This is a genomic window from Corynebacterium comes, assembly GCF_009734405.1.
Lineage (GTDB): Bacteria > Actinomycetota > Actinomycetes > Mycobacteriales > Mycobacteriaceae > Corynebacterium > Corynebacterium comes.
On record NZ_CP046453.1, the window covers coordinates 2,417,322 to 2,436,452 of the forward strand.

The following is a 19,131-nucleotide window of genomic DNA, read 5'->3' on the forward strand; positions in this document are numbered from 1 at the left end:
TTCTCCCCCTATCCCCGGATGAGGCTGAGGACCTCGGCGCGGGATGCGGCGTTGGTCTTGAAGCCGCCGCGCACCGCGGAGGTGGTCGTCGTGGCACCCGGCTTGCGGATACCGCGCATGGCCATGCACAGGTGCTCGCACTCGATGACCACGATGACGGCCTGCGCACCCAGCTTGTCCACCAGCGCGTCCGCGATCTGCGAGGTCAGACGCTCCTGGACCTGCGGACGCCTGGCGTACATGTCTGCCAGCCTCGCCAGCTTGGACAGGCCCGTGACGTGCCCCTCCTTGCCGGGGATGTAACCGATGTGGACCTTGCCGTAGAACGGCACCAGGTGGTGCTCGCAGGTGGAGTAGATGGGGATGTCGCGTACCAGCACCAGCTCCTGGTGATCTTCCGCGAAGGTGCGCTCGAGCACCTCGGTGGGGTCAGAGTGCAACCCGGCGAAGACCTCCCGGTACGCCCGCGCCACACGGGCGGGGGTGTCCCGCAGCCCCTCACGTTCGGGGTTCTCGCCCACCGCGATGAGCAGCTCCCGCACGGCAGCCTCAGCCCGCTCCTGATCAAAGGGTCCGGTCACTTTAGTGCTCCTTCGGAAACTGGGTGGTGTCGGTGTCACTCGGCGAGGCTATCTCATCAGCGCCCGTCACCGGCCGCTCGCTGTGCTCGTCCTGCTTTTCATGCCGTGCGACGCCCACGTCCCCCACGTTCTCGGGCTGTTCATGATCCGGCAGGCGGAATCCGATGACCTCGGTCGGGTTCTCCGGAGTTTCCGGACGGGCGGGGGCGGACGGGGTTTCCCCGGCGCTGTAGTTCTTCATGCCCGGGTGCTCAGCACCAGCGGCATAAGGGTTGTCCTTCGGCGACCAACCCGGCACGGTCCAGTCCGCCGGCGGCGGCGTGCCGCCGTAGCGCGGGGTGGGCACGGATTCCGGGGAGGGGGTCGCGGCGTCCGAATCCTCCGGTGTCTCCAGCGACACCCCCGCCACGGCGAGTTCAGTCTGACGCTTCTCCCGGGCCTTCCGGGTTGCCTCGAGGAGGGAGAAGCGCTTGGGCGGCTCCTCACCACGCTCGATGGCCAACTCCACCGGGGTCTTCACGGGTTCACGGCCGGCCTGACGCGGGAAGCGATCGTCCTGGCCCGGGAAGATCTCCAGGGCCTCACGCGGCTCGATGCCCTCGAAGAGGACCTCCAGGTCCGGTCGACGCAGGGTCTCCTTCTCCAGCAGTTTCTCCGCGAGAGTGTCAAGGTGATCGCGGTGCTCGGCGAGGATGTCGTAGGCCTGGCGGTGGGCGGCGTCGAGAAGCATGTGCAGCTCCTCGTCGATCCTGGCCGCGACGGCCGGCGAGTAATCCAGGGAGCCGCCGCCCGGGCGGCCGGAGAAGGGATCGCCCTGCTCCTCGCCGTACTTGACGGTGCCCAGGGACGGCGACATGCCGTATTCGGTGAGCATGGCGCGGGCGATCTTGGTGGCCTGCTCGATGTCGGCTGAGGCGCCGGTGGTCGGCTCGCCGAACACCAGCTCCTCAGCGGCGCGGCCACCCATGGCGAACACGAGACGGGCGAAGAGCTCGTCACGGTTGTACATGCCGCGGTCGTCCTCCTGGGCGGTCATGGCGTGGCCGCCGGTGCGACCGCGGGCGAGGATGGTCACCTTGTACACGCGCTCGATGTCCTTGAGCGCCCATGCAGCCAGAGTGTGGCCGCCCTCGTGATAGGCGGTGACCTTCTTCTCCTTCTCGGAGATGATCTTGCCCTCGCGGCGCGGACCACCGATGACGCGGTCGGTCGCCTCCTCGAGTGCATCCGCGGTGATCACGTTGCCGCCGATGCGGGCGGTGAGCAGGGCGGCCTCGTTGAGCACGTTGGCCAGATCCGCACCCGACATGCCGGCGGTGCGTTTGGCCAGGGACTTCAGGTCGGCGTCCGGCCCCAGCGGCTTGCCCTTGGAATGGACCTCGAGGATCTTCTCGCGGCCCTTGAGATCCGGGTTGGTCACCGGGATCTGACGGTCGAAACGACCCGGGCGCAGCAGCGCCGGGTCCAGGATGTCGGGGCGGTTCGTGGCGGCCATGAGGATGACGCCCTCGCGGTCGCCGAAGCCGTCCATCTCCACCAGCAGCTGGTTGAGGGTCTGCTCACGCTCGTCGTGTCCACCGCCGGTGCCGGAGCCACGGTGGCGACCGACGGCGTCGATCTCGTCCACGAAGATGATGCAGGGACTGTTCTCCTTGGCCTGCTTGAACAGGTCACGCACGCGGGAGGCGCCGACACCGACGAACATCTCCACGAAGTCCGAACCGGAGATGGAGTAGAACGGCACCCCGGCCTCACCGGCGACGGCGCGGGCGAGCAGGGTCTTACCGGTGCCGGGCGGGCCGTAGAGCAGCACGCCGCGCGGGATCTTCGCGCCGAGGGCGTGGTAGCGGGTCGGATCCTGGAGGAAGTCCTTGATCTCCTCCAGTTCACTGACGGCCTCGTCCGCGCCGGCGACATCCGCGAAGGTGTTCGTCGGCATATCCTTGGTCAGCTCCTTGGCCTTGGAGCCGCCGAAACCGAACATGCCGCCGGACTGCATGCGGGTGAGGAAGAAGAAGAGGAGGCCGAACAGCAGCAGCATGGGCAGCAGGAAGCTGAACATGCTCATGAGGAAGCTGTCCTGCGTGACCTCGGTGGTGTAGTTGTCGGCCCCCGATGCCTGGACGGCGTCGAAAACCTGCGGGGAGGTGCGTGCCGGGTACTGGGCGATGATCTCCTCGACGCCCTCACGTTCCTCGTACGTGATGGGCTCGCGCAGCTCGACGCGGATCCGCTGCTCGCGGTCGTCGATCTGCACTTCCCGGGCGTTCTGGTCCGCGAGCTGCTCCATGACGACGGAGGTGTCCACGCGTTGGAAGCCACGGGTGTCGTCGGTGAGGAGGGTGAACGCGAACAGGGACACCAGGGCCACCGAGGCGATGAGCCCGATCTGGAGGATTCTCTTGTTGCTCATGAGTGCGGCAGCCGAAGGGCAGGCTCGTCAGCCCACCTTCGCGACCATTGCCTTTCGTGTGCGGTTTCGACGTAGAGGACGATCTTACGTACTGGCATCAACGCTTCAGCCGGGGGATTCGTTCCCCGGCCCGCCGGGGCCGCTAGTTGGCGGTGTAGACGCGCGGATGCAGCGTACCCACGTACGGCAGATCGCGGTAGCGCTCGGAATAATCCAGGCCGTAGCCGATGACGAACTCGTTGGGGATGTCGAAGCCGACGTCGAAAAGCTGGACGTCCGCCTTGACCACCTCGGGCTTGCGCAGGAGGGTGATCACCTCAAGCGACTTCGGGTTGCGTGCGTTGAGGTTGCGCATCAGCCAGGACAGGGTCAGTCCCGAGTCGATGATGTCCTCCACGATCAGCACGTCTCGGCCCTCGATCTCCCGGTCGAGGTCCTTGAGGATGCGCACCACTCCCGAGGAAGTGGTGGAGTTGCCGTAGGAGGACACCGCCATGAACTCCATCTGCGAGGGGATCGACAGCGCACGGGCGAAGTCCGTGAGGAAGAAGACCGCCCCCTTGAGGACGCACACCAGGATGAGCTCGTCCTCGGCGTCGCGATAGGTCTCGGAGACCCTGTCGGCGAGTTCCTGGATACGGGCAGCAAGAACTTCCTCGCTGATCAGCACCGCCTCAACGTCCTCGCCGTAGCGGTTTGCTGGGACGTTGAAGTCCTTGTCATCGTGCACGCTCATCATGCCTTTCCTAGCCGGCCGGGAATAACGTCAGTCTGCCATCTACGCGGCGTACTTCCAACCTCCCGGTGGCGGTACGCCCCACGGCGACCCCGCCCTGTCCCCGCCAATCGGTGCACAGGGCCTCGATCGCGCTTATCGACGCCGCCGTGACCCCCACATCCCGCTCCCGCAGCCACGCCGCGATCCGTCGGCGCCGCAGCGGCCCCGCCTGGGCGGCGAGTTCCGCGCAGTTCTCGGTCGGGGGGCCGGCGAGTTCCTCGAGCAGGGCGTTGTCGGCGGCGATCCGGTCGGCCGCCTGCGCCAGCGGTTCGACCGCACTCCCGCCGATCAGCTCGCCCAGCTGTGGGATGAACTGCCGGCGCACGGCCACGCGGCGGAAGGCCGGGTCATCGTTGTGGGGGTCGTGCCAGGGGTCCAGGTCCAGCTCGGCGCACGCACCGAGCGTGTCCGTGCGGCGGATCTTCAGGAAAGGCCGCACGAGCCGCCCGGCCCGGGGGCTCATACCGGCGGGGTTTCCGCGCAGGGCGCCGAGCAGCAGGGTCTCGGCCTGGTCCTCGCGGGTGTGCGCCACCCAGACGTCCCCCTTCCCCGCCCCGAAGAGGGCGGCGTAGCGGGCCTGACGGGCGTTGGCCTCCAGGCTGCCTGCCTCTTCGACGGTGACGGTGCGCAGCTGCGCACCCGCGCCGAGCTGTTCCGCCTGTTCACAGGCCTTTTCGGCGACCTCCGCAGACCCTGGCTGGAGTTGGTGGTCAACCGCCACCGCCTGCACGGCCTGCCCTTCCGCGACGGCGGCGGCCACCAGCGCGAGGGAATCTGCCCCACCCGACAGCCCCACGATGACGGGTTCTGAGGTGAGGAAGGGACGCACCGCCACCCGGCACGCCAGGAAACGGGGGCTGACGCGCGGATACCGCATATCAGGAATCCCGGATGGCGGAGGCGAAGCGGTCGAGCGCGGCCCGCGCCGCCAGGATGTCCGATCCGTTGGACAGCAGCGCGAAGGAGTAGACCCTGCCCGAGTCCGCGGTGACCACGCCCGCCAGCGCGGAGGTGCCGGTGAGGGTGCCTGTCTTGGCACGCACCCAGCCGCGACCGGAGAGATCCTCATAGCGGTCGGTGAGCGTGCCGGATCCGCCGGCGACCGGCAGGGTCGCGAGCAGGGGTCGGAGAGGGGGGTGGGCGGCGGCGTCGAGAAGCACGTCGTCGAGGACGCGCGGCGGGATGAGGTTGTAGGTGGACAGGCCCGAATTGTCCGCGAGACTGACGCCGGTGATGTCGAAACCGTGCTCGGTGAGCACATCGAGGGTGGACTGGGTCGCCGCGGCCGCGGAACCGGGCAGGCCGCGGTGGACGGCGAGCTCATGGCCGATGGCCTCGGCCATGACGTTGTCGGACCAGATCATCATCGCCTCGATGCGGTCGATCAGCTGCGGGGAGCGCGTGCTGGCGAGCACCTCGGCGTCGGCGGGCGCGGGCCCCATGCCGACGGTGGCGGCGCCGACCCTGTCGGCGAGCGCGCGGGCGACGTCGAGCGCGGGGGTGTGCGAGCGGGGGACATCTCCCTCGGTGTCGCCGATCCGCGCGCCGTAGATCATCGCGGGTTCCAGAGGTGCGATGTACCCGGCGTCGACGTCCGCGGGATCCCAGCCCGGCATGAACGGGTCGCCGTCCCAGGCAGAGGTGTCAATGGTCACCTGATCTGCGGTCCCGATCTCCTCTGCCAGCCCGTCGAGCTGCTCAGTGGTCAGCCACACATCACCGGCGGCGCGGATGACCACGGTGCCGGGATTGTCGCCCGCCACAACCTCGGTGGTGAGGACGTCGTCCGGGCCGAGTTCCAGGATGGCTGCGGCGGCGGTGAGGATCTTCGTGGCACTGGCCGGCTGCAGCGGGGTGCCGGACTCGAGATCCCACACCGTCTCGCCGGTCACCGTGTCGGTCACGCGGCCGTGGAGGGTTCCCAGGGCGGGGTCGTCGGCAAGCTCTGCCAGCCGGGCCGCTAGGGCAGTAGTGTCGACCCCGGCCTCGGCCTCAGCGGGAACCAGCACCGGCGAAGGTTCCTCCACCGCGTAGGCCGGACCGTGGGTGAGGTCACCATAAGTCTGCTGCACCAGCACGCCGAACCCTGCCACACCGGCCACGGCCACAGCGACCACGCCGGCGGTCACCGACCACCACAGCTTCTTTCCACTCATTCTGCACAGGGTAGCGCGAGGAGGGTTGGTTTCCGCGGTAGCCGGGTGTTCAGCGACACGGCGGGTGGCGGCGGTAGGATGAGATGCGATTCCCCGCCTTATTTCATTGAAGGAGATACTCCATGCAGGTTGAAGTCATCGTCGAGATCCCGAAGGGTTCCCGCAACAAGTACGAGGTCGATCATGAGACGGGCCGGGTCTTCCTCGACCGCTACCTGTTCACCCCGATGGCATACCCGGCGGACTACGGCTTCATCGAGCACACCCTCGGCGAGGACGGCGACCCGCTGGATGCACTGGTCATCTCCCCCGAGCCGGTCTACCCCGGTGTGGTCGTCTCCGCCCGCATCGTCGGCGTGTTCAAGATGACCGATGAGGCCGGCGGCGACGACAAGCTGCTCTGCGTCATCGATGACCCGCGCTTCGACCAGTTCCAGGAGCTCGAGGACATCTCCTCCTTCACCCGTGACGAGATCGAGCACTTCTTCGTCCACTACAAGGACCTGGAACCCAACAAGGAGGTCACCGGCTCCGGCTGGGGCAACCGCGAGGAGGCCGTGCGCATCCTCGATGAGTCCATCGAGCGCTACAAGCAGGAGGGCACCAACACCCGCGAGGGCCTCGAGGAGAAGAAGGACGCCGAGAGCGACGTGGAGAAGAAGCTCGCGGAATAGTCCTCCCCGCGAGCAGTCACGGGACATCCGCGGACAGTCAGTGGGGCAGGCCCGACCAGGGGCCGTCTCCGGGCTGTCCGCGGATTTTCTTTGCCCGGGGAACCGTTCACCGGCCCCGTCAGCCCACCCGGCCGACCGCCACGGATGCGATGATCCCGACGATCAGCAGCCACACTCCGACCGCCAGGATGAGGATGGCCGGCACGTGCCCGGGCGAGACGATCAGCCAGACCAGCCCCGTGACGGAACCCGAACCACCGAGCACCGTCAGCCAGCGGGGGATCCGGTCGGCGGGCTGCCGCAGGAGCCGGGCGAAGACCGCCACCACCGCGACCGGCACGATCAGGATCGCGATGGTGACCAGTGCCAGACCGAGCCGAACTCCCAGCCACACCAGCCCCCCGCCCACTGCTCCCAGCACGAACGCCACCAGCCAGAGACGGTCGGCGATCATGCCGGTGAGGCGCCTCAACGCCGCGATTTCCATGGTGCCCAGTGTGGCACGGGAGTAATGTCTCCCCCATGAAGACTGTGAATGTCACCCAGGTTCCGGCCGGCGCCCAGCTCATCGACGTCCGCGAGGCGGACGAGTACGCCGAGGGGCATGCCCCCACCGCGAAGCTCATCGCCCTCTCGGAGTTCACCTCGCGTGTCGGTGAGCTGGATCCCGACCGGGACATCTACATCATCTGCCGTTCGGGGGGCCGCTCGGGCCAGGCATGCGAGTACCTTTCGCAGGCGCACGGCCTTGACGCGATCAATGTGGCGGGCGGCACGTTGGCCTGGATTGAGGCCGGACTTCCCCTGGAAAAATAAATAGTGGGTTACTTCCCATGATTTAACAAAACCACAGTGGGGGGATTAGGATTGATGTCATGATCCAAAAGAAAGATTCACCCACTGTGGAGGTCACCATGACCACCGGTGTCCCCTTGAGCCTGCTCGAATCACCGAGCTTCCAGCTGGAACGCCTGCGTCGCCGTACCCGCGACTGCGTCGAGTCCTCACTGTCCACCCGCGACACCACCATGCGTGAATACTGGGTGCTCACCTGCCTGACGGAGCGCGACGCCTCCTCACAGACGGCCCTGTCCGAGAGCCTGGCCATCGACGCCTCCGACATGGTGCGGCTGATCGACGCCCTGGAGACCAAGTCCTGGGCGAAGCGCGATCGGGATCCCAGGGACCGCCGCCGTCAGATCGTCACGTTGACCAAGGCCGGCGCCAAGGCCCAGGCGGAGCTGGCCGTCCTGGTCACCCAGGCGGAATCCGCCGCCCTGGACGAGTCCACCGGCAAGCAGCTCAAGCACCTGCGCAAGCTGACCCAGGCGGTGCTCACGACGGAATCGGCCGAACCCTGCCCCGAGGAACCCGATGAACACGTAGCGAAGGGTGCCTAGAAGACACATGACCCTCCACAATGTTCCCCGCCAGTTCCTCCGTGCCGCCGAAGCCCCCGCCAAACGCACGCTCTACGACATTCTCGCCGCCACCGCCGCCGAGTACCCTGAGGCAGCCGCCATCGACGACGGCGAGATCCTCACCTACGCGGAGCTCATGGACGAGGTGCACGCACTAGCGGCCGAACTGCACGCCAACGGCATCCGTCGCGGTGACCGCATCGGCATCCGGATGACCTCAGGCAGCCGTGACCTCTACATCGCCATCCTCGCCACCATCGCCGCCGGCGCGGCCTATGTGCCGGTGGACGCCGATGACCCGGAGGAGCGCGCAGAGATGGTGTTCTCCGAGGGGAACATCAACGGCGTGTTCACCGACGAGGGCTTCCGCATGCTCTCCCCGCGCGCAGGTGGCGACAAGCACCGCCCGCAGCTCGGCGACACCGCCTGGATCATCTTCACCTCCGGTTCGACCGGCAAGCCGAAGGGCGTGGCCGTCAGCCACCGCTCCGCCGCCGCTTTCGTCGACGCCGAGGCCCAGCTCTTCCTGGTCAACTCCCCCGGCGGCCCCCTCGGACCCGAAGATCGCGTGCTGGCCGGCCTGTCGGTCGCCTTCGACGCGAGCTGCGAGGAGATGTGGCTGGCATGGCGCCACGGCGCCTGCCTGGTGCCTGCGCCCCGTAGCCTCGTCCGCTCCGGCATGGACCTCGGCCCCTGGCTGATCCGCCGGGACATCACCGTCGTCTCCACCGTTCCCACCCTGGCCGGCCTGTGGCCCGCCGAGGCGCTGGACAACATCCGCCTGCTCATCGTGGGCGGTGAGGCCTGCTCCCAGGAGCTGGTCGAGCGTCTGGCCACCGAGGACCGCGAGATGTGGAACACCTACGGTCCGACCGAGGCGACCGTCGTCGCATCCGCGACCCAGCTGTACCCGGATCATCCGGTGGGCATCGGGCTGCCGTTGGCGGGTTGGGATCTGCTCGTCGTCGATGAACAGGACCAGCCGGTCGAGGTCGGTCAGGTAGGTGAACTGGTGATCGGTGGCGTAGGTCTGGCCCGCTACCTCGATCCCGAGAAGGACGCCGAGAAGTACGCGCCCATGCCCACCGTCGGCTGGCCGCGTGCCTACCGCTCCGGCGACCACGTGCGCCTGGAGGAGGACGGCCTGTACTTCATCGGCCGTGTCGACGACCAGGTGAAGATCGGCGGCCGCCGCATCGAACTCGGCGAGGTGGAGGCGAACGTCGCCGCCCTGCCCAACGTGTACAACTCCGCCGTCGCCGTACAGAAGACCGGCGCGAATCAGTCGGTGCTGGTCGGTTACGTCTCCCTCGATGACCCGGAGATCGATTTCGACCACGAGGCCGCCCACCAGCGTCTCGCGGAGACCATGCCCGCTGCCCTCGTCCCGCGCATCTGCGTGATGGAGGAGCTGCCGATCCGCACCTCCGGAAAGGTGGACAAGAAGGCGCTGCCCTGGCCGCTGCCGGGCGTGGGTGTGGAGGCCACCGACCTCAACCCCACGGAGACCTGGCTCGCCGAGCTGTGGGTCGACGTTCTGGGCACCTCCGTCGCGGACGCCGACTCCGACTTCTTCACCCTCGGCGGCACCTCGCTCGCCGCCGCTACCCTGGTCGGCCGCATCCGCCGACAGGTTCCCACCGTCGCGGTGCGCGACCTCTACGATCATCCGCGTCTGGGCTCGCTCGCCGAGGCCGTCGAGTCCATCGCCAAGAAGTCAGGTGTCTCGCTTGTCGACACCACCCCCGTCGAACCCCGTGTGGTCCGCCCGGTAGGCGCAGGTACGCGCCTGGCACAGCTGCTGATCCAGGTCCCGATGATGACGCTGCAGGCCACCACCTGGCTGGGGTGGATTCTGCTGGGCGGCAACTTGGCCCGTCTGGCGGGTGTGGAGTGGGCGGTGCACACCTCGTGGTGGCTCATCGCGTTCCTGCTCGTCGTGTTCGGCTCCCCCGTCGGCCGCCTGCCGCTGGGCGGACTGGGCGCACGTCTGCTCACCGCCGGCATCAGGCCCGGCGACTACCGCCGCGGCGGCGCCACCCATCTTCGCATCTGGGCTGCGGAACGCTGGGCCGAGGCGTCGGGCTCCCATTCGATCTCGGGTGCCACCTGGGTCATCTACTACGCGCGTTCGCTCGGGGTGAAGATCGGCCGGGGCGTGGACCTGCACTCCCTGCCCCCGGTCACCGGCCTGCTCACGCTCGGCGACCACTCCGCCATCGAACCCGAGGTGGACATGTCCGGCTACTGGGTCGACGGTGACATCCTGCGCGTCGGCGCCATCGATGTGGGCAGCCAGGCCCGCGTCGGCGCCCGCTCCACCCTGCTTCCGGGCACCGTCATCGGCGCGGACGCCCATGTCGAGGCCGGTTCCACCGTCACCGGTGGCCGCCCCGTCAAACCGGGCGCCCGCTGGTCGGGTTCACCGGCAGAGAAGGTCGGACGCTCCAAACACCGCTTCCCCGACGAGCACCCGCCGCGTCGCACCCGTTGGGTGCCCATCTACGGTCTGACCTCTCTGCTGCTCAGTCTGCAGCCGCTGGTGGCCATCGCACTCGGTGGGCTCGTGGTTCTCACACTGGTCCAGTACACCGACGGCAACCCGCTGCTCGGTGGGGTGGTGTTCGCCCCGCTGGGTGGCCTGGTCGCGTTCGCCTTCTACATGGTGGCCACCTGGCTGGGTGTGCGCCTGCTCTCGCTCGGCCTGAAACCGGGCGTGACACCGGTACGTTCCTTCCACGGCTGGCAGCTGTGGACCATCGAACGCCTGATGGATGACGCCCGCACCTACCTCTTCCCGCTCTACGCCGGCCAGCTCACCCCGATGTGGTTGCGCAGCCTGGGCGCGAAGATCGGCCGCGACGTCGAGGTCTCCACCGCCGTGATGGTGCCCAAGCTCACCGAGGTACGCGACGGTGCCTTCCTCGCCGACGACACCCTCATCGGCGGCTACGAGCTCGGCGGCGGCTGGATGCTCACCGGTGAGACCCGCGTGGGCAAACGCAGCTTCGTCGGCAACTCCGGCATCACCGGGCCGGGACGCAAGCTTCCGAAGAACTCGCTCGTGGCTGTCCTGTCGTCGACGCCGAAGAAGGCCAAGGCCAACACCAACTGGTGGGGCTCCCCGCCGGAGCGTATGCGTCGTGTCCTGGTGGATGCCGGCGGTGGCGAGGCTCTGACCTACAACCCGGGACTCAAGGTGAAGGTGTTCCGCGGATTCATCGAGACGATGCGCCTGCTCGCGCCGATGGTGTCGGCGATGCTGCTGGCCGCGGTCGTCGGAACGCTCTACTGGCTGACGGTCAACGTCGGCGTGTGGGCCGCGTGGCTGGCCGGTGGCGTCACCCTGATGGTGGCCGGGCTGGTGGCCATGGTCATCACGGTGCTGGTGAAGTGGTTCTGCGTGGGTAAGCACCGCCCGGGCGATCACCCGCTGTGGAGCGAGTTCGTGTGGCTCAACGAGCTGCAGGACGCGTTCGTCGAGTCGGTCGCCGGGCCGTGGTTCCTGCAGCACAACCTGGGCGCCGGCGAGCTCAACGTCGCGCTGCGTGCGCTCGGTGTCCGCATCGGTCGCGGCGCCTGGATCGAGACCTACTGGTTCCCCGAGACGGATCTGTGTGTCGTCGGCCGCGGTGCGTCCGTCGGCCCGGGAACCGTCGTGCAGACACACCTGTTCCAGGATCGTGTCATGAGCCTCGACTACGTCACCATCGGTGACGGAGCGACCCTCGCCGCCCACTCGGTGGCACTGCCGGCCGCCACCCTCGGCGAGGGCGCGACCGTCGGCCCGGGCTCCCTGGTCATGCGTGGCGACCAGGTCCCGGCCAACACGGTGTGGCAGGGCAACCCGATCGAGCCGTGGACGGGCGTGAAGTCCTAGGATCCCCCCCGACGTTCCTCCACGCGGCCCGTACCAGCCACTGGTGCGGGCCGTTTGGTCTTCCCATCCTTCTACCAGCACTGATGTGCGGGGAGTACCGTACAACAAGGAAGGAAGGGACAGTGCAATGATCAGCCGGAGAACTCATCAGCAGGAAACCGCCCTGCTCATCCGTTTCATGTATGTTTCGGTCGCCGCCGCGGTGCTCACCATCATCCTCAAGTCCGCCGCTGCCGCGATCACCGGCTCGGTGGGTTTTCTTTCCGACGCCCTCGAGTCCACCGTCAACCTCGTCGCCGCCGTCGTCGCCATCTTCGCGCTGAGGGTGGCGGCCAGACCCGCCGACTCCTCCCACCACTTCGGGCACGGCAAATCCGAGTACGTCTCCGCCCTCGTCGAGGGCATGATGATCTTCATCGCCGCCGCGGCCATCATCCTCACCTCCGTGCAGCGGCTGATGGATCCGCAGCCCCTGGAGTCGGTGGGCATCGGCCTCGTCCTCACCACGGCGGCCTCGGTGCTGAACGGCCTGGTGGGCGTGTTCCTCCTCCGGCAGGGACGGAGGTACCGGTCCGCCACGCTGTCCGCCGACGGCCGGCACCTGATCACCGACGTGTGGACCTCCGTCGGGGTGCTCGTCGGCATCGCCGCCGTGTGGCTCACCGGTTGGCACTGGCTCGACCCGGCGATCGCCCTCGCAGTCGGCGCGAACATCCTGGTCACCGGCTACGGCCTGCTCCGTGATTCGCTGAGCAGTCTCATCAGCCAGTCGCTGTCCGCGGCCGACCACGACATCATCGACGCCGTCCTCGGCCAGTTCCGCGGTCGGTATCCCGTGGACTTCGCGCCACCCCGCACCGTCAGTCTCGGCCGCCAGCGCCTCGTCAACCTTGTCATGGGCACTCCTCCGGCCTGGAGCGTCGAGCAGGCGCACAATGTCGCCACCGAACTGGAGACCGCCCTGGAGGCCGCCCTGCCCGGTACCGACACCATCGTGCACATCGAACCGTGGGAGCGGATGCAGGCCCCGACATAGCGCAGACCCGCCCTCCCGGGATAGGGAGGGCGGGTCCTGATGCTGAGCTGGCTGACGTCAGACTAATCGCCGATCTGGTCGCGGCCCCGCAGGACGATGCGCGGATCAGGCTGACCGACGACCTCGTGGTCCTTGTTCGTGTACTCGAACTTCGACAGGATATAGCGCATCGCGTTGATGCGCGCGCGCTTCTTGTCGTTCGACTTGATGGTCACCCAGGGGGACTCATCGGTGTCGGTGTAGCGGAACTGCTCCTCCTTGGCGCGGGTGTAGTCGTCCCACCTGTCCAGGGAGGCCAGGTCCATCGGGGATAGCTTCCACTGGCGCACCGGGTCGACCTGACGGATGGCGAAGCGGGTGCGCTGCTCCTTCCGGGTCACCGAAAACCAGAACTTGGTCAGGGAGATGCCCGAACCCAGGAGCATGTTCTCCAGCATCGGGACCTCACGGAGGAACTCGGCGTGCTGGGACTCGGTGCAGAAACCCATGACGCGCTCTACGCCCGAACGGTTGTACCAGGAACGGTCGAAGAAGATGATCTCGCCGGCGGAAGGGAAATGCGCGATATAACGCTGGAAGTACCAGGAGGTGGATTCCCGCGGGGAGGGCTTCTCCAGGGCGACGGTCCGGGCGCCACGGGGGTTGAGGTGCTCGTTGAAACGCTTGATACTGCCCCCCTTGCCGGCGGCGTCACGGCCCTCGAAGAGGATGATGTGGCGCTGACCGGTGTCCTTGGTCCAGTTCTGCCACTTCAGCAGCTCGATCTGGAGGGCGCGCTTGGTCTTCTCGTACTCGTCGCGCGTCATGCGCTCCTCGTACGGGTAGTTCTCCCGCCACGTCTCGATCGGGGTGCCGTCCGGGCGGAGCAGAATCGGGTCATCCTCATCTGAATCATCGACGATGTAACCCTCGGTCTTCGCCAGGTCAATGACGGGAAGTCCGTCGTCCTTGTGGTCAGCCATGTCAATCAGTCTAGTCACTCAACTCTGGGGCGGCGCGACGAACCCTTCGGTGACCCGCGGAATCCCGCCCGCCGGACCCCGGAAAAGCAGAAGGCTCCGATCCTCACGGATCGGAGTCTTCAGAAGCTGTGGTCAGCTGCCGTTATTAGGCAACCAGGCCGAGGAGCTTGCCGATGGCCTCAGCCCAGGTGCCGGCGTCCTTCAGGAAGTCGAAGGAGAAGGAGAAGATGGTCTCCTTCTCGATCTCCTTGCCGCCCCAGCCCTTTTCGGTGTAGCCGGAGGACAGACGGTCGAAGGTGTCAGCGACGTTTGCGATATCAGAGGACATGTTGATCTCCTTGTGGATCTGGAAGTGTGAAGGTCAGAGAGGTGCCGAGCTTAGATCAAGCGCGACGGTCAGCCAGGGGGCTGGGGAGATTAGTTGCGGCCGCGGCGGGGCTCGTCGAGAGCATCCTCGGTGTTGGAGGACAGCTTGTCGGAGATGTCGAAGAACTCAACGACGGTGTTGACCAGGTCCGGGATGGACTGGAAGGCGATGCCGATGTTCTTGCCGAAGACGCCGAAATCTGCGAACAGTTCCTGAATGGTACCGAGATCCATGGGATATCTCCTAGGTTAAAGCCAGCCGGCTGAGGCTGGGAAGTTTTCCAGATGATTGACACCCGCAGGGGGTCACAGGTAAATATTCTGTCACAACTTGGAGGGCCGTCAAGCCCAAAACGAAAATCCCGCAACACCGGTTTTCGTGTCCATATGGTTATATTTTGTGGTTGAAGTCACAGTTTCCGCAGGCAGTGGCGGGTGACCTGCAGAAACAAAGTGTTACAGGTAAATAACAAATGAACGGTGCATGTCGCATGTAACACGCGCCGAAGCGCTTGCGATCTAGCAGCCCGGGGCACGCCGACACCCCTGAAGGCCACCCCCGAAAAGGGGAAAACCGCCCCCAAAGACCCTGGGAAGGGCCTGGGGGCGGCGTGAGAATGAGCGCCGGGAAGCCTGGGACTAGAAGCCCATGCCACCCATTGCGTCGGCGTCCGGAGCGGCGCCGGCGCCGGCCGGGGCCGGCTTCTCAGCGACGACGGCCTCGGTGGTCAGGAACAGCGCGGCGATGGACGCGGCGTTCTGCAGAGCAGAGCGGGTGACCTTGACCGGGTCATTGATGCCCGCGGCCATGAGGTCGACGTACTCACCGGTCGCGGCGTTGAGGCCCTGACCGGCGGGCAGGCCGGCCACCTTATCGGCCACGACACCGGCCTCCAGGCCGGCGTTGAGGGCGATCTGACGCAGCGGGGCGGAGAGCGCCTGGCGGACGATCTTGACGCCGGTCGCCTCGTCGCCGGTGAGGCCGAGGTCGTCGACAAGCACCTTGGCGGCCTGCAGCAGAGCGACGCCGCCGCCGGCGACGATGCCCTCGTCCACGGCAGCCTTGGCGTTGCGGACGGCATCCTCGATGCGGTGCTTCCGCTCCTTCAGCTCGACCTCGGTGGCGGCACCGACCTTGAGCACCGCGACACCGCCGGCCAGCTTGGCCAGACGCTCGTGCAGCTTCTCACGGTCGTAATCGGAGTCGGAGTTCTCGATCTCGGCGCGGATCTGCTTGACGCGGCCGTCGATCTGCTCGGCGGAGCCGGCACCCTGAACGATGGTGGTGTCGTCCTTGGTGATGACGACCTTGCGGGCGGTACCCAGCAGCGGCAGATCGGCCGTCTCCAGGGTCAGGCCGACCTCCTCGGCGATGACCTGACCACCGGTGAGGATGGCGATGTCCTGCAGCTGCGCCTTGCGGCGGTCACCGAAGCCCGGGGCCTTGACGGCGACGGACTTGAAGGTGCCGCGGATCTTGTTCACCACGAGGGTGGACAGAGCTTCGCCCTCGACGTCCTCGGCGATGATCAGCAGCGGCTTGCCGGACTGCATGACCTTCTCCAGCAGGGGCAGCAGGTCCTTGATGGTGGAGATCTTGGAGGAGACCAGGAGGATGTAGGGATCCTCGAGGACGGCCTCGCCACGCTCCAGATCGGTGGCCATGTAACCGGAGATGTAGCCCTTGTCGAAGCGCATGCCCTCGGTGACCTCGAGCTCCACACCGAAGGTGTTGGACTCCTCCACGGTGATGACGGAATCCTTGTTCACCTGGCCGTTGCCCACGGCGTACATGGCCTTGGCGATCTGTGCGCCGATGGCCGGGTCAGCGGCGGAGATACCGGCGGTGGCGGCGATCTCCTCCTCGGTCTCGACCTCCTTGGCGGAAGCGAGCAGAGCCTCGGTGACCTTCTTGGTGGCGGCCTCGATGCCACGCTTGATGCCCATCGGGTTGGAACCCGCGGCAACGTTGCGCAGCCCCTCGCGGACGAGAGCCTGAGCCAGGACGGTGGCGGTGGTGGTGCCGTCGCCCGCGACGTCGTCAGTCTTCTTGGCGACCTCCTTGACGAGCTCTGCACCGATCTTCTCGTAGGGATCCTCGAGCTCGATCTCCCGGGCGATGGACACGCCGTCATTGGTGATGACCGGTGCGCCCCAGCCACGCTCGAGAACGACGTTACGGCCCTTGGGGCCGAGGGTGACCCTGACGGCGTCGGCGAGGGTGTTCAGGCCCCGCTCGAGTCCGCGGCGTGCTTCTTCGTCGAAGGCGATGATCTTTGCCATGTGTTTGTGCTCCTTGTAGTTATCAGGACGACACTCGGCGTCTGCACTTCAGAAGGCGCCCGCGACGGCACGGTCGGTGAGTGTGAACCAACCTCACCCGCTGAAGTCATCGTTTCTGGCACTCGAATGAATCGAGTGCTAGTTCCCTTTTCTAGCAGTCGGAACAGTCGAGTGCAAGACGCAGGCGTTAATCGCCATGTCAGACGAGGGCAGCCAACAAACCCCACCGGTCGTCCGCCCACAGCCGCACCATCGCGAAAACGATGACGGCAATGGCGAGGATCGCCGAGCCGATGGCGATTCCAAGACGACGGCGGCGGCGGCCATCCTCTTCACGACTCTCCCGGTGGAGTTGATCGTCCAGGTCCGCAACCTCGACCCGTGTGGCATCCAGAGCCCCGAAACCCGCAGTACTTGTGCTCCCGCGGGGGCCGGGCACACCGCTCCCCGGGCTGAACTGAGGGCGGGTGAAACCACCCTGCAGGCCCTCAAAAGAGTCCTGATCCGTCAACGGAAATCTCCCATCCGGCCGGAGCCGTCAAAAAGCGCATACTCGGAGAACTTCTGGCGGAGCGGATCCATGCAGCGAAACGGTGCAATGCCGGTGCGGCTGACCCGGTCCCCTTCCGGCGAAGCTCCCAACGCCGACACCACGAAGCACTGGTAGCGGTACGGATCAGTGCCGAACAGCGGGGTGCTCAGCTGGTTGATCATCTGAGTTGCGTCCAGGCACTGCAGCAGGCTGGACACTTCCATGTGGAGAAGGTGGCTGTTGTCTGAGTCGAAGGGTTCCGTCGGTAGCGCACCCTCCCGGCGGAAGGACGCCCCGTAATTGTTCATCACCCGCTGCCAGTTCACCGTGTTCGTCCCGTCCGCGAAGTGATGCGCCTGATTGACCTCGGAGAGGCGCTGCATGACGTCGAACTTGGACAGGCACAGGGCGATGTCGGGTCGGTAATCGGTCCCAAGGACGCGGAGCACATTCTGAAGGACGACGGTGGGATCGTCATCACCGACCTCGTGAATGGGAACGGAGCCCTCGAGCAGCTGCCGGATACGCGGCACGGCCATCGGGTCGAACAGGAAGAGGATCTGGTCGGCGGCGCGGAAGAAGTCGAGAGACTCCTGACGCTCCTCGAAGTTCTCCTCCTTGAGGTCCTCGCCCGCCACATCACGAAAGACCACGAAGATCTTCTGCAGCTGCCCGTCCCGCCGGTGAGTGCCGACATCAAAGACGAGCGGACGGTCCTGGTGCGCATCCGTCGACGATACCGGCGGGGTCGGCGGAAGCAGGCCCATCTTCTCGAAGAGCGGCTTCTCGTACCTCTCCGTGTACGTGCGCCGGGTGTGCTCATCGGCGTAACGGAACGTTCCCTGGTTCGCGATGACCAGCCGCTGCAGCAGCTTCACGATCACCGCGATGAAAAGGCTCTTGCCCGAGGTACGCGCCCCCGCCATGGCGAAGGTCAGGGTCCCTGAACCTTGCCAACCTTCCGGCAGGGAGTAATCCTCCTGCTCAGAGGGGGTGAGGAACGGAGAGTGCTCCGCCTGCGGATCCGGCATCTCCCGGAAGGTGTAGGGGCAGCGCGTGGGCAGCAGCCCTGTGTGAATTGTTCTCGACATCGTCTACTTCTCCCCCTGTGTCAGGGTGTCGAACATGGTTCTCGTGGGTACCGCGAGTGCAGCGGAGTTCTGTTCCAGCACGGCGGTGATCAGGGCATCGTCGAAGACCGTGTAGCTGATCCCCAGGGAATCCACGGGCCTCCGCGACGTGAGGAGGTGCACCACACCACGACGGGCGGCCACCTCCGCAGGCAGGTCATCGGACAGCACCACCAGGGCGAACTCCTCATCGAGGTCGCCGTGATCACGACTCCAGCCGACCTCCTTGGCCGGGAAGTCGCTGAGCTGAAGTTTTCGGACAGCCTCCGGCCCGGAGAGCACCTCCGGCGGAGTGGCGGAACTGCTCGTGGCCAGCCGCAGTTCACGGTCACCGCTGTTCGTGGACAGCACGCCGGCGGCGAACGTGCACATCGCCTCGAACGCCCGCGGACTGGTGTTGAGCTGCATCGACGAGGAGACGTCTACGAGGACGACCACGTCACGACGCAGCCCCTCCGGCAGGCTGTCGCGTTCGATGGAACGCCGTAACGCTGAACGGACACCCGCAGAGCGCTCGTCGAGCATCGTGTCACTGGTCGTCTCCGCGACCACCAGACACACCTTCCCCTTCCCCGGCAGGATGACCGCCACCGGGAAGGACCGCAGTCCTCCGACCTCAAAGGTGGGCAGGTCGATGCGGAGCTGCTCACCCTCTTCGGACAGGTGGTTCAGGGTGACGAAAAGTTTCGTGCCCGTCGGGAAGTAGGAGTGCCCGTAGCCCGGCGCTACGGAGATCTCGGAGTTGTCCTGCGGGTTACGGATGGCCACCTTGGCTCCCGAACGGCGCGACTCCATGTGAGGGGTGGACGCCTCGAAGTCCAGGCCGCCCGACAACTGGATCAGCAGCTGACCGGTGAAGGACTCCCCCTCGATGTCGTAGGACTGCCCCGCAGTCAGACGGATACTGTTCATTGTCTTC

Annotated in this window: 18 protein-coding genes; 5 read left to right on the top strand and 13 right to left on the bottom strand. The window is 66.6% G+C overall.

Going from position 1 to position 19,131, the window contains the following annotated elements; genetic code table 11:
• Positions 1-8: 8 nt before the first annotated feature.
• From folE to dacB, 5 genes are all read right to left on the bottom strand, one after another.
• Positions 9-581, bottom strand: a complete 573-nt coding sequence (gene folE, locus CETAM_RS11585) for a GTP cyclohydrolase I FolE (protein ID WP_156228988.1) — start codon at positions 579-581, stop codon at positions 9-11.
• Between the two features lies 1 nt (position 582).
• On the bottom strand, positions 583-2,994 hold the full coding sequence (gene ftsH, locus CETAM_RS11590) for an ATP-dependent zinc metalloprotease FtsH (protein ID WP_156228989.1): 2,412 nt from the start codon (positions 2,992-2,994) through the stop codon (positions 583-585).
• 142 nt (positions 2,995-3,136) lie between these two features.
• Positions 3,137-3,724, bottom strand: coding sequence for a hypoxanthine phosphoribosyltransferase (gene hpt, locus CETAM_RS11595; protein WP_156229505.1), 588 nt, complete (start codon positions 3,722-3,724; stop codon positions 3,137-3,139).
• 16 nt (positions 3,725-3,740) lie between these two features.
• Complete coding sequence (tilS, locus tag CETAM_RS11600) at positions 3,741-4,649, bottom strand: tRNA lysidine(34) synthetase TilS (RefSeq protein ID WP_156228990.1); 909 nt, start codon at positions 4,647-4,649, stop codon at positions 3,741-3,743.
• 1 nt (position 4,650) lies between these two features.
• Complete coding sequence (gene dacB / locus CETAM_RS11605; protein WP_156228991.1) at positions 4,651-5,928, bottom strand: D-alanyl-D-alanine carboxypeptidase/D-alanyl-D-alanine endopeptidase; 1,278 nt, start codon at positions 5,926-5,928, stop codon at positions 4,651-4,653.
• 122 nt (positions 5,929-6,050) lie between these two features.
• Between dacB and CETAM_RS11610 the strand changes: the two genes are divergently transcribed.
• Positions 6,051-6,602, top strand: a complete 552-nt coding sequence (locus CETAM_RS11610; protein WP_156228992.1) for an inorganic diphosphatase — start codon at positions 6,051-6,053, stop codon at positions 6,600-6,602.
• 118 nt (positions 6,603-6,720) lie between these two features.
• Here CETAM_RS11610 and CETAM_RS11615 read toward each other — a convergent pair whose 3' ends face one another.
• Positions 6,721-7,089: a hypothetical protein gene (locus CETAM_RS11615; protein WP_156228993.1), complete on the bottom strand. Its 369-nt coding sequence runs from the start codon at positions 7,087-7,089 to the stop codon at positions 6,721-6,723.
• 35 nt (positions 7,090-7,124) lie between these two features.
• Between CETAM_RS11615 and CETAM_RS11620 the strand changes: the two genes are divergently transcribed.
• The 4 genes from CETAM_RS11620 (at position 7,125) to CETAM_RS11635 (ending at position 12,939) form a co-directional block, all read left to right on the top strand.
• The gene (locus CETAM_RS11620) at positions 7,125-7,418 is read left to right on the top strand and encodes a rhodanese-like domain-containing protein (protein ID WP_156228994.1); all 294 of its coding nucleotides are present in this window, start codon (positions 7,125-7,127) and stop codon (positions 7,416-7,418) included.
• Between the two features lie 59 nt (positions 7,419-7,477).
• Complete coding sequence (locus CETAM_RS11625; RefSeq protein WP_231587486.1) at positions 7,478-8,002, top strand: MarR family winged helix-turn-helix transcriptional regulator; 525 nt, start codon at positions 7,478-7,480, stop codon at positions 8,000-8,002.
• 7 nt (positions 8,003-8,009) lie between these two features.
• Positions 8,010-11,903 carry a Pls/PosA family non-ribosomal peptide synthetase gene (locus CETAM_RS11630; RefSeq protein WP_156228995.1) on the top strand — a complete coding sequence of 1,298 codons (3,894 nt, stop codon included), beginning with the start codon at positions 8,010-8,012 and terminating at the stop codon, positions 11,901-11,903.
• A 127-nt stretch (positions 11,904-12,030) separates the two neighbouring features.
• On the top strand, positions 12,031-12,939 hold the full coding sequence (locus CETAM_RS11635) for a cation diffusion facilitator family transporter (RefSeq protein ID WP_231587488.1): 909 nt from the start codon (positions 12,031-12,033) through the stop codon (positions 12,937-12,939).
• A 62-nt stretch (positions 12,940-13,001) separates the two neighbouring features.
• On the opposite strand, the gene ppk2 is transcribed toward CETAM_RS11635, so the two are convergent.
• The 7 genes from ppk2 to CETAM_RS11670 all read right to left on the bottom strand — a co-directional run bounded on the left by ppk2 (position 13,002) and on the right by CETAM_RS11670 (position 19,124).
• Positions 13,002-13,901, bottom strand: a complete 900-nt coding sequence (ppk2, locus tag CETAM_RS11640) for a polyphosphate kinase 2 (RefSeq protein WP_156228996.1) — start codon at positions 13,899-13,901, stop codon at positions 13,002-13,004.
• A gap of 145 nt (positions 13,902-14,046) precedes the next feature.
• The gene (locus CETAM_RS11645) at positions 14,047-14,229 is read right to left on the bottom strand and encodes a hypothetical protein (protein WP_156228997.1); all 183 of its coding nucleotides are present in this window, start codon (positions 14,227-14,229) and stop codon (positions 14,047-14,049) included.
• Positions 14,230-14,318: 89 nt separating this feature from the next.
• Positions 14,319-14,501 (bottom strand): hypothetical protein, encoded by a 183-nt coding sequence (locus CETAM_RS11650; protein WP_156228998.1) that lies wholly within the window; start codon positions 14,499-14,501, stop codon positions 14,319-14,321.
• Positions 14,502-14,906: 405 nt separating this feature from the next.
• Positions 14,907-16,550, bottom strand: a complete 1,644-nt coding sequence (gene groL / locus CETAM_RS11655) for a chaperonin GroEL (RefSeq protein WP_156228999.1) — start codon at positions 16,548-16,550, stop codon at positions 14,907-14,909.
• A 199-nt stretch (positions 16,551-16,749) separates the two neighbouring features.
• Complete coding sequence (locus tag CETAM_RS11660; RefSeq protein WP_156229000.1) at positions 16,750-17,061, bottom strand: hypothetical protein; 312 nt, start codon at positions 17,059-17,061, stop codon at positions 16,750-16,752.
• A complete protein-coding gene (locus CETAM_RS11665; RefSeq protein ID WP_156229001.1) occupies positions 17,058-18,173 on the bottom strand; it encodes a TRAFAC clade GTPase domain-containing protein in 1,116 nt (371 codons plus the stop codon). Before CETAM_RS11665 ends, CETAM_RS11660 begins: the two co-directional genes overlap by 4 nt.
• A 3-nt stretch (positions 18,174-18,176) precedes the next feature.
• Positions 18,177-19,124 carry a hypothetical protein gene (locus CETAM_RS11670; protein WP_156229002.1) on the bottom strand — a complete coding sequence of 316 codons (948 nt, stop codon included), beginning with the start codon at positions 19,122-19,124 and terminating at the stop codon, positions 18,177-18,179.
• Positions 19,125-19,131: the final 7 nt, after the last annotated feature.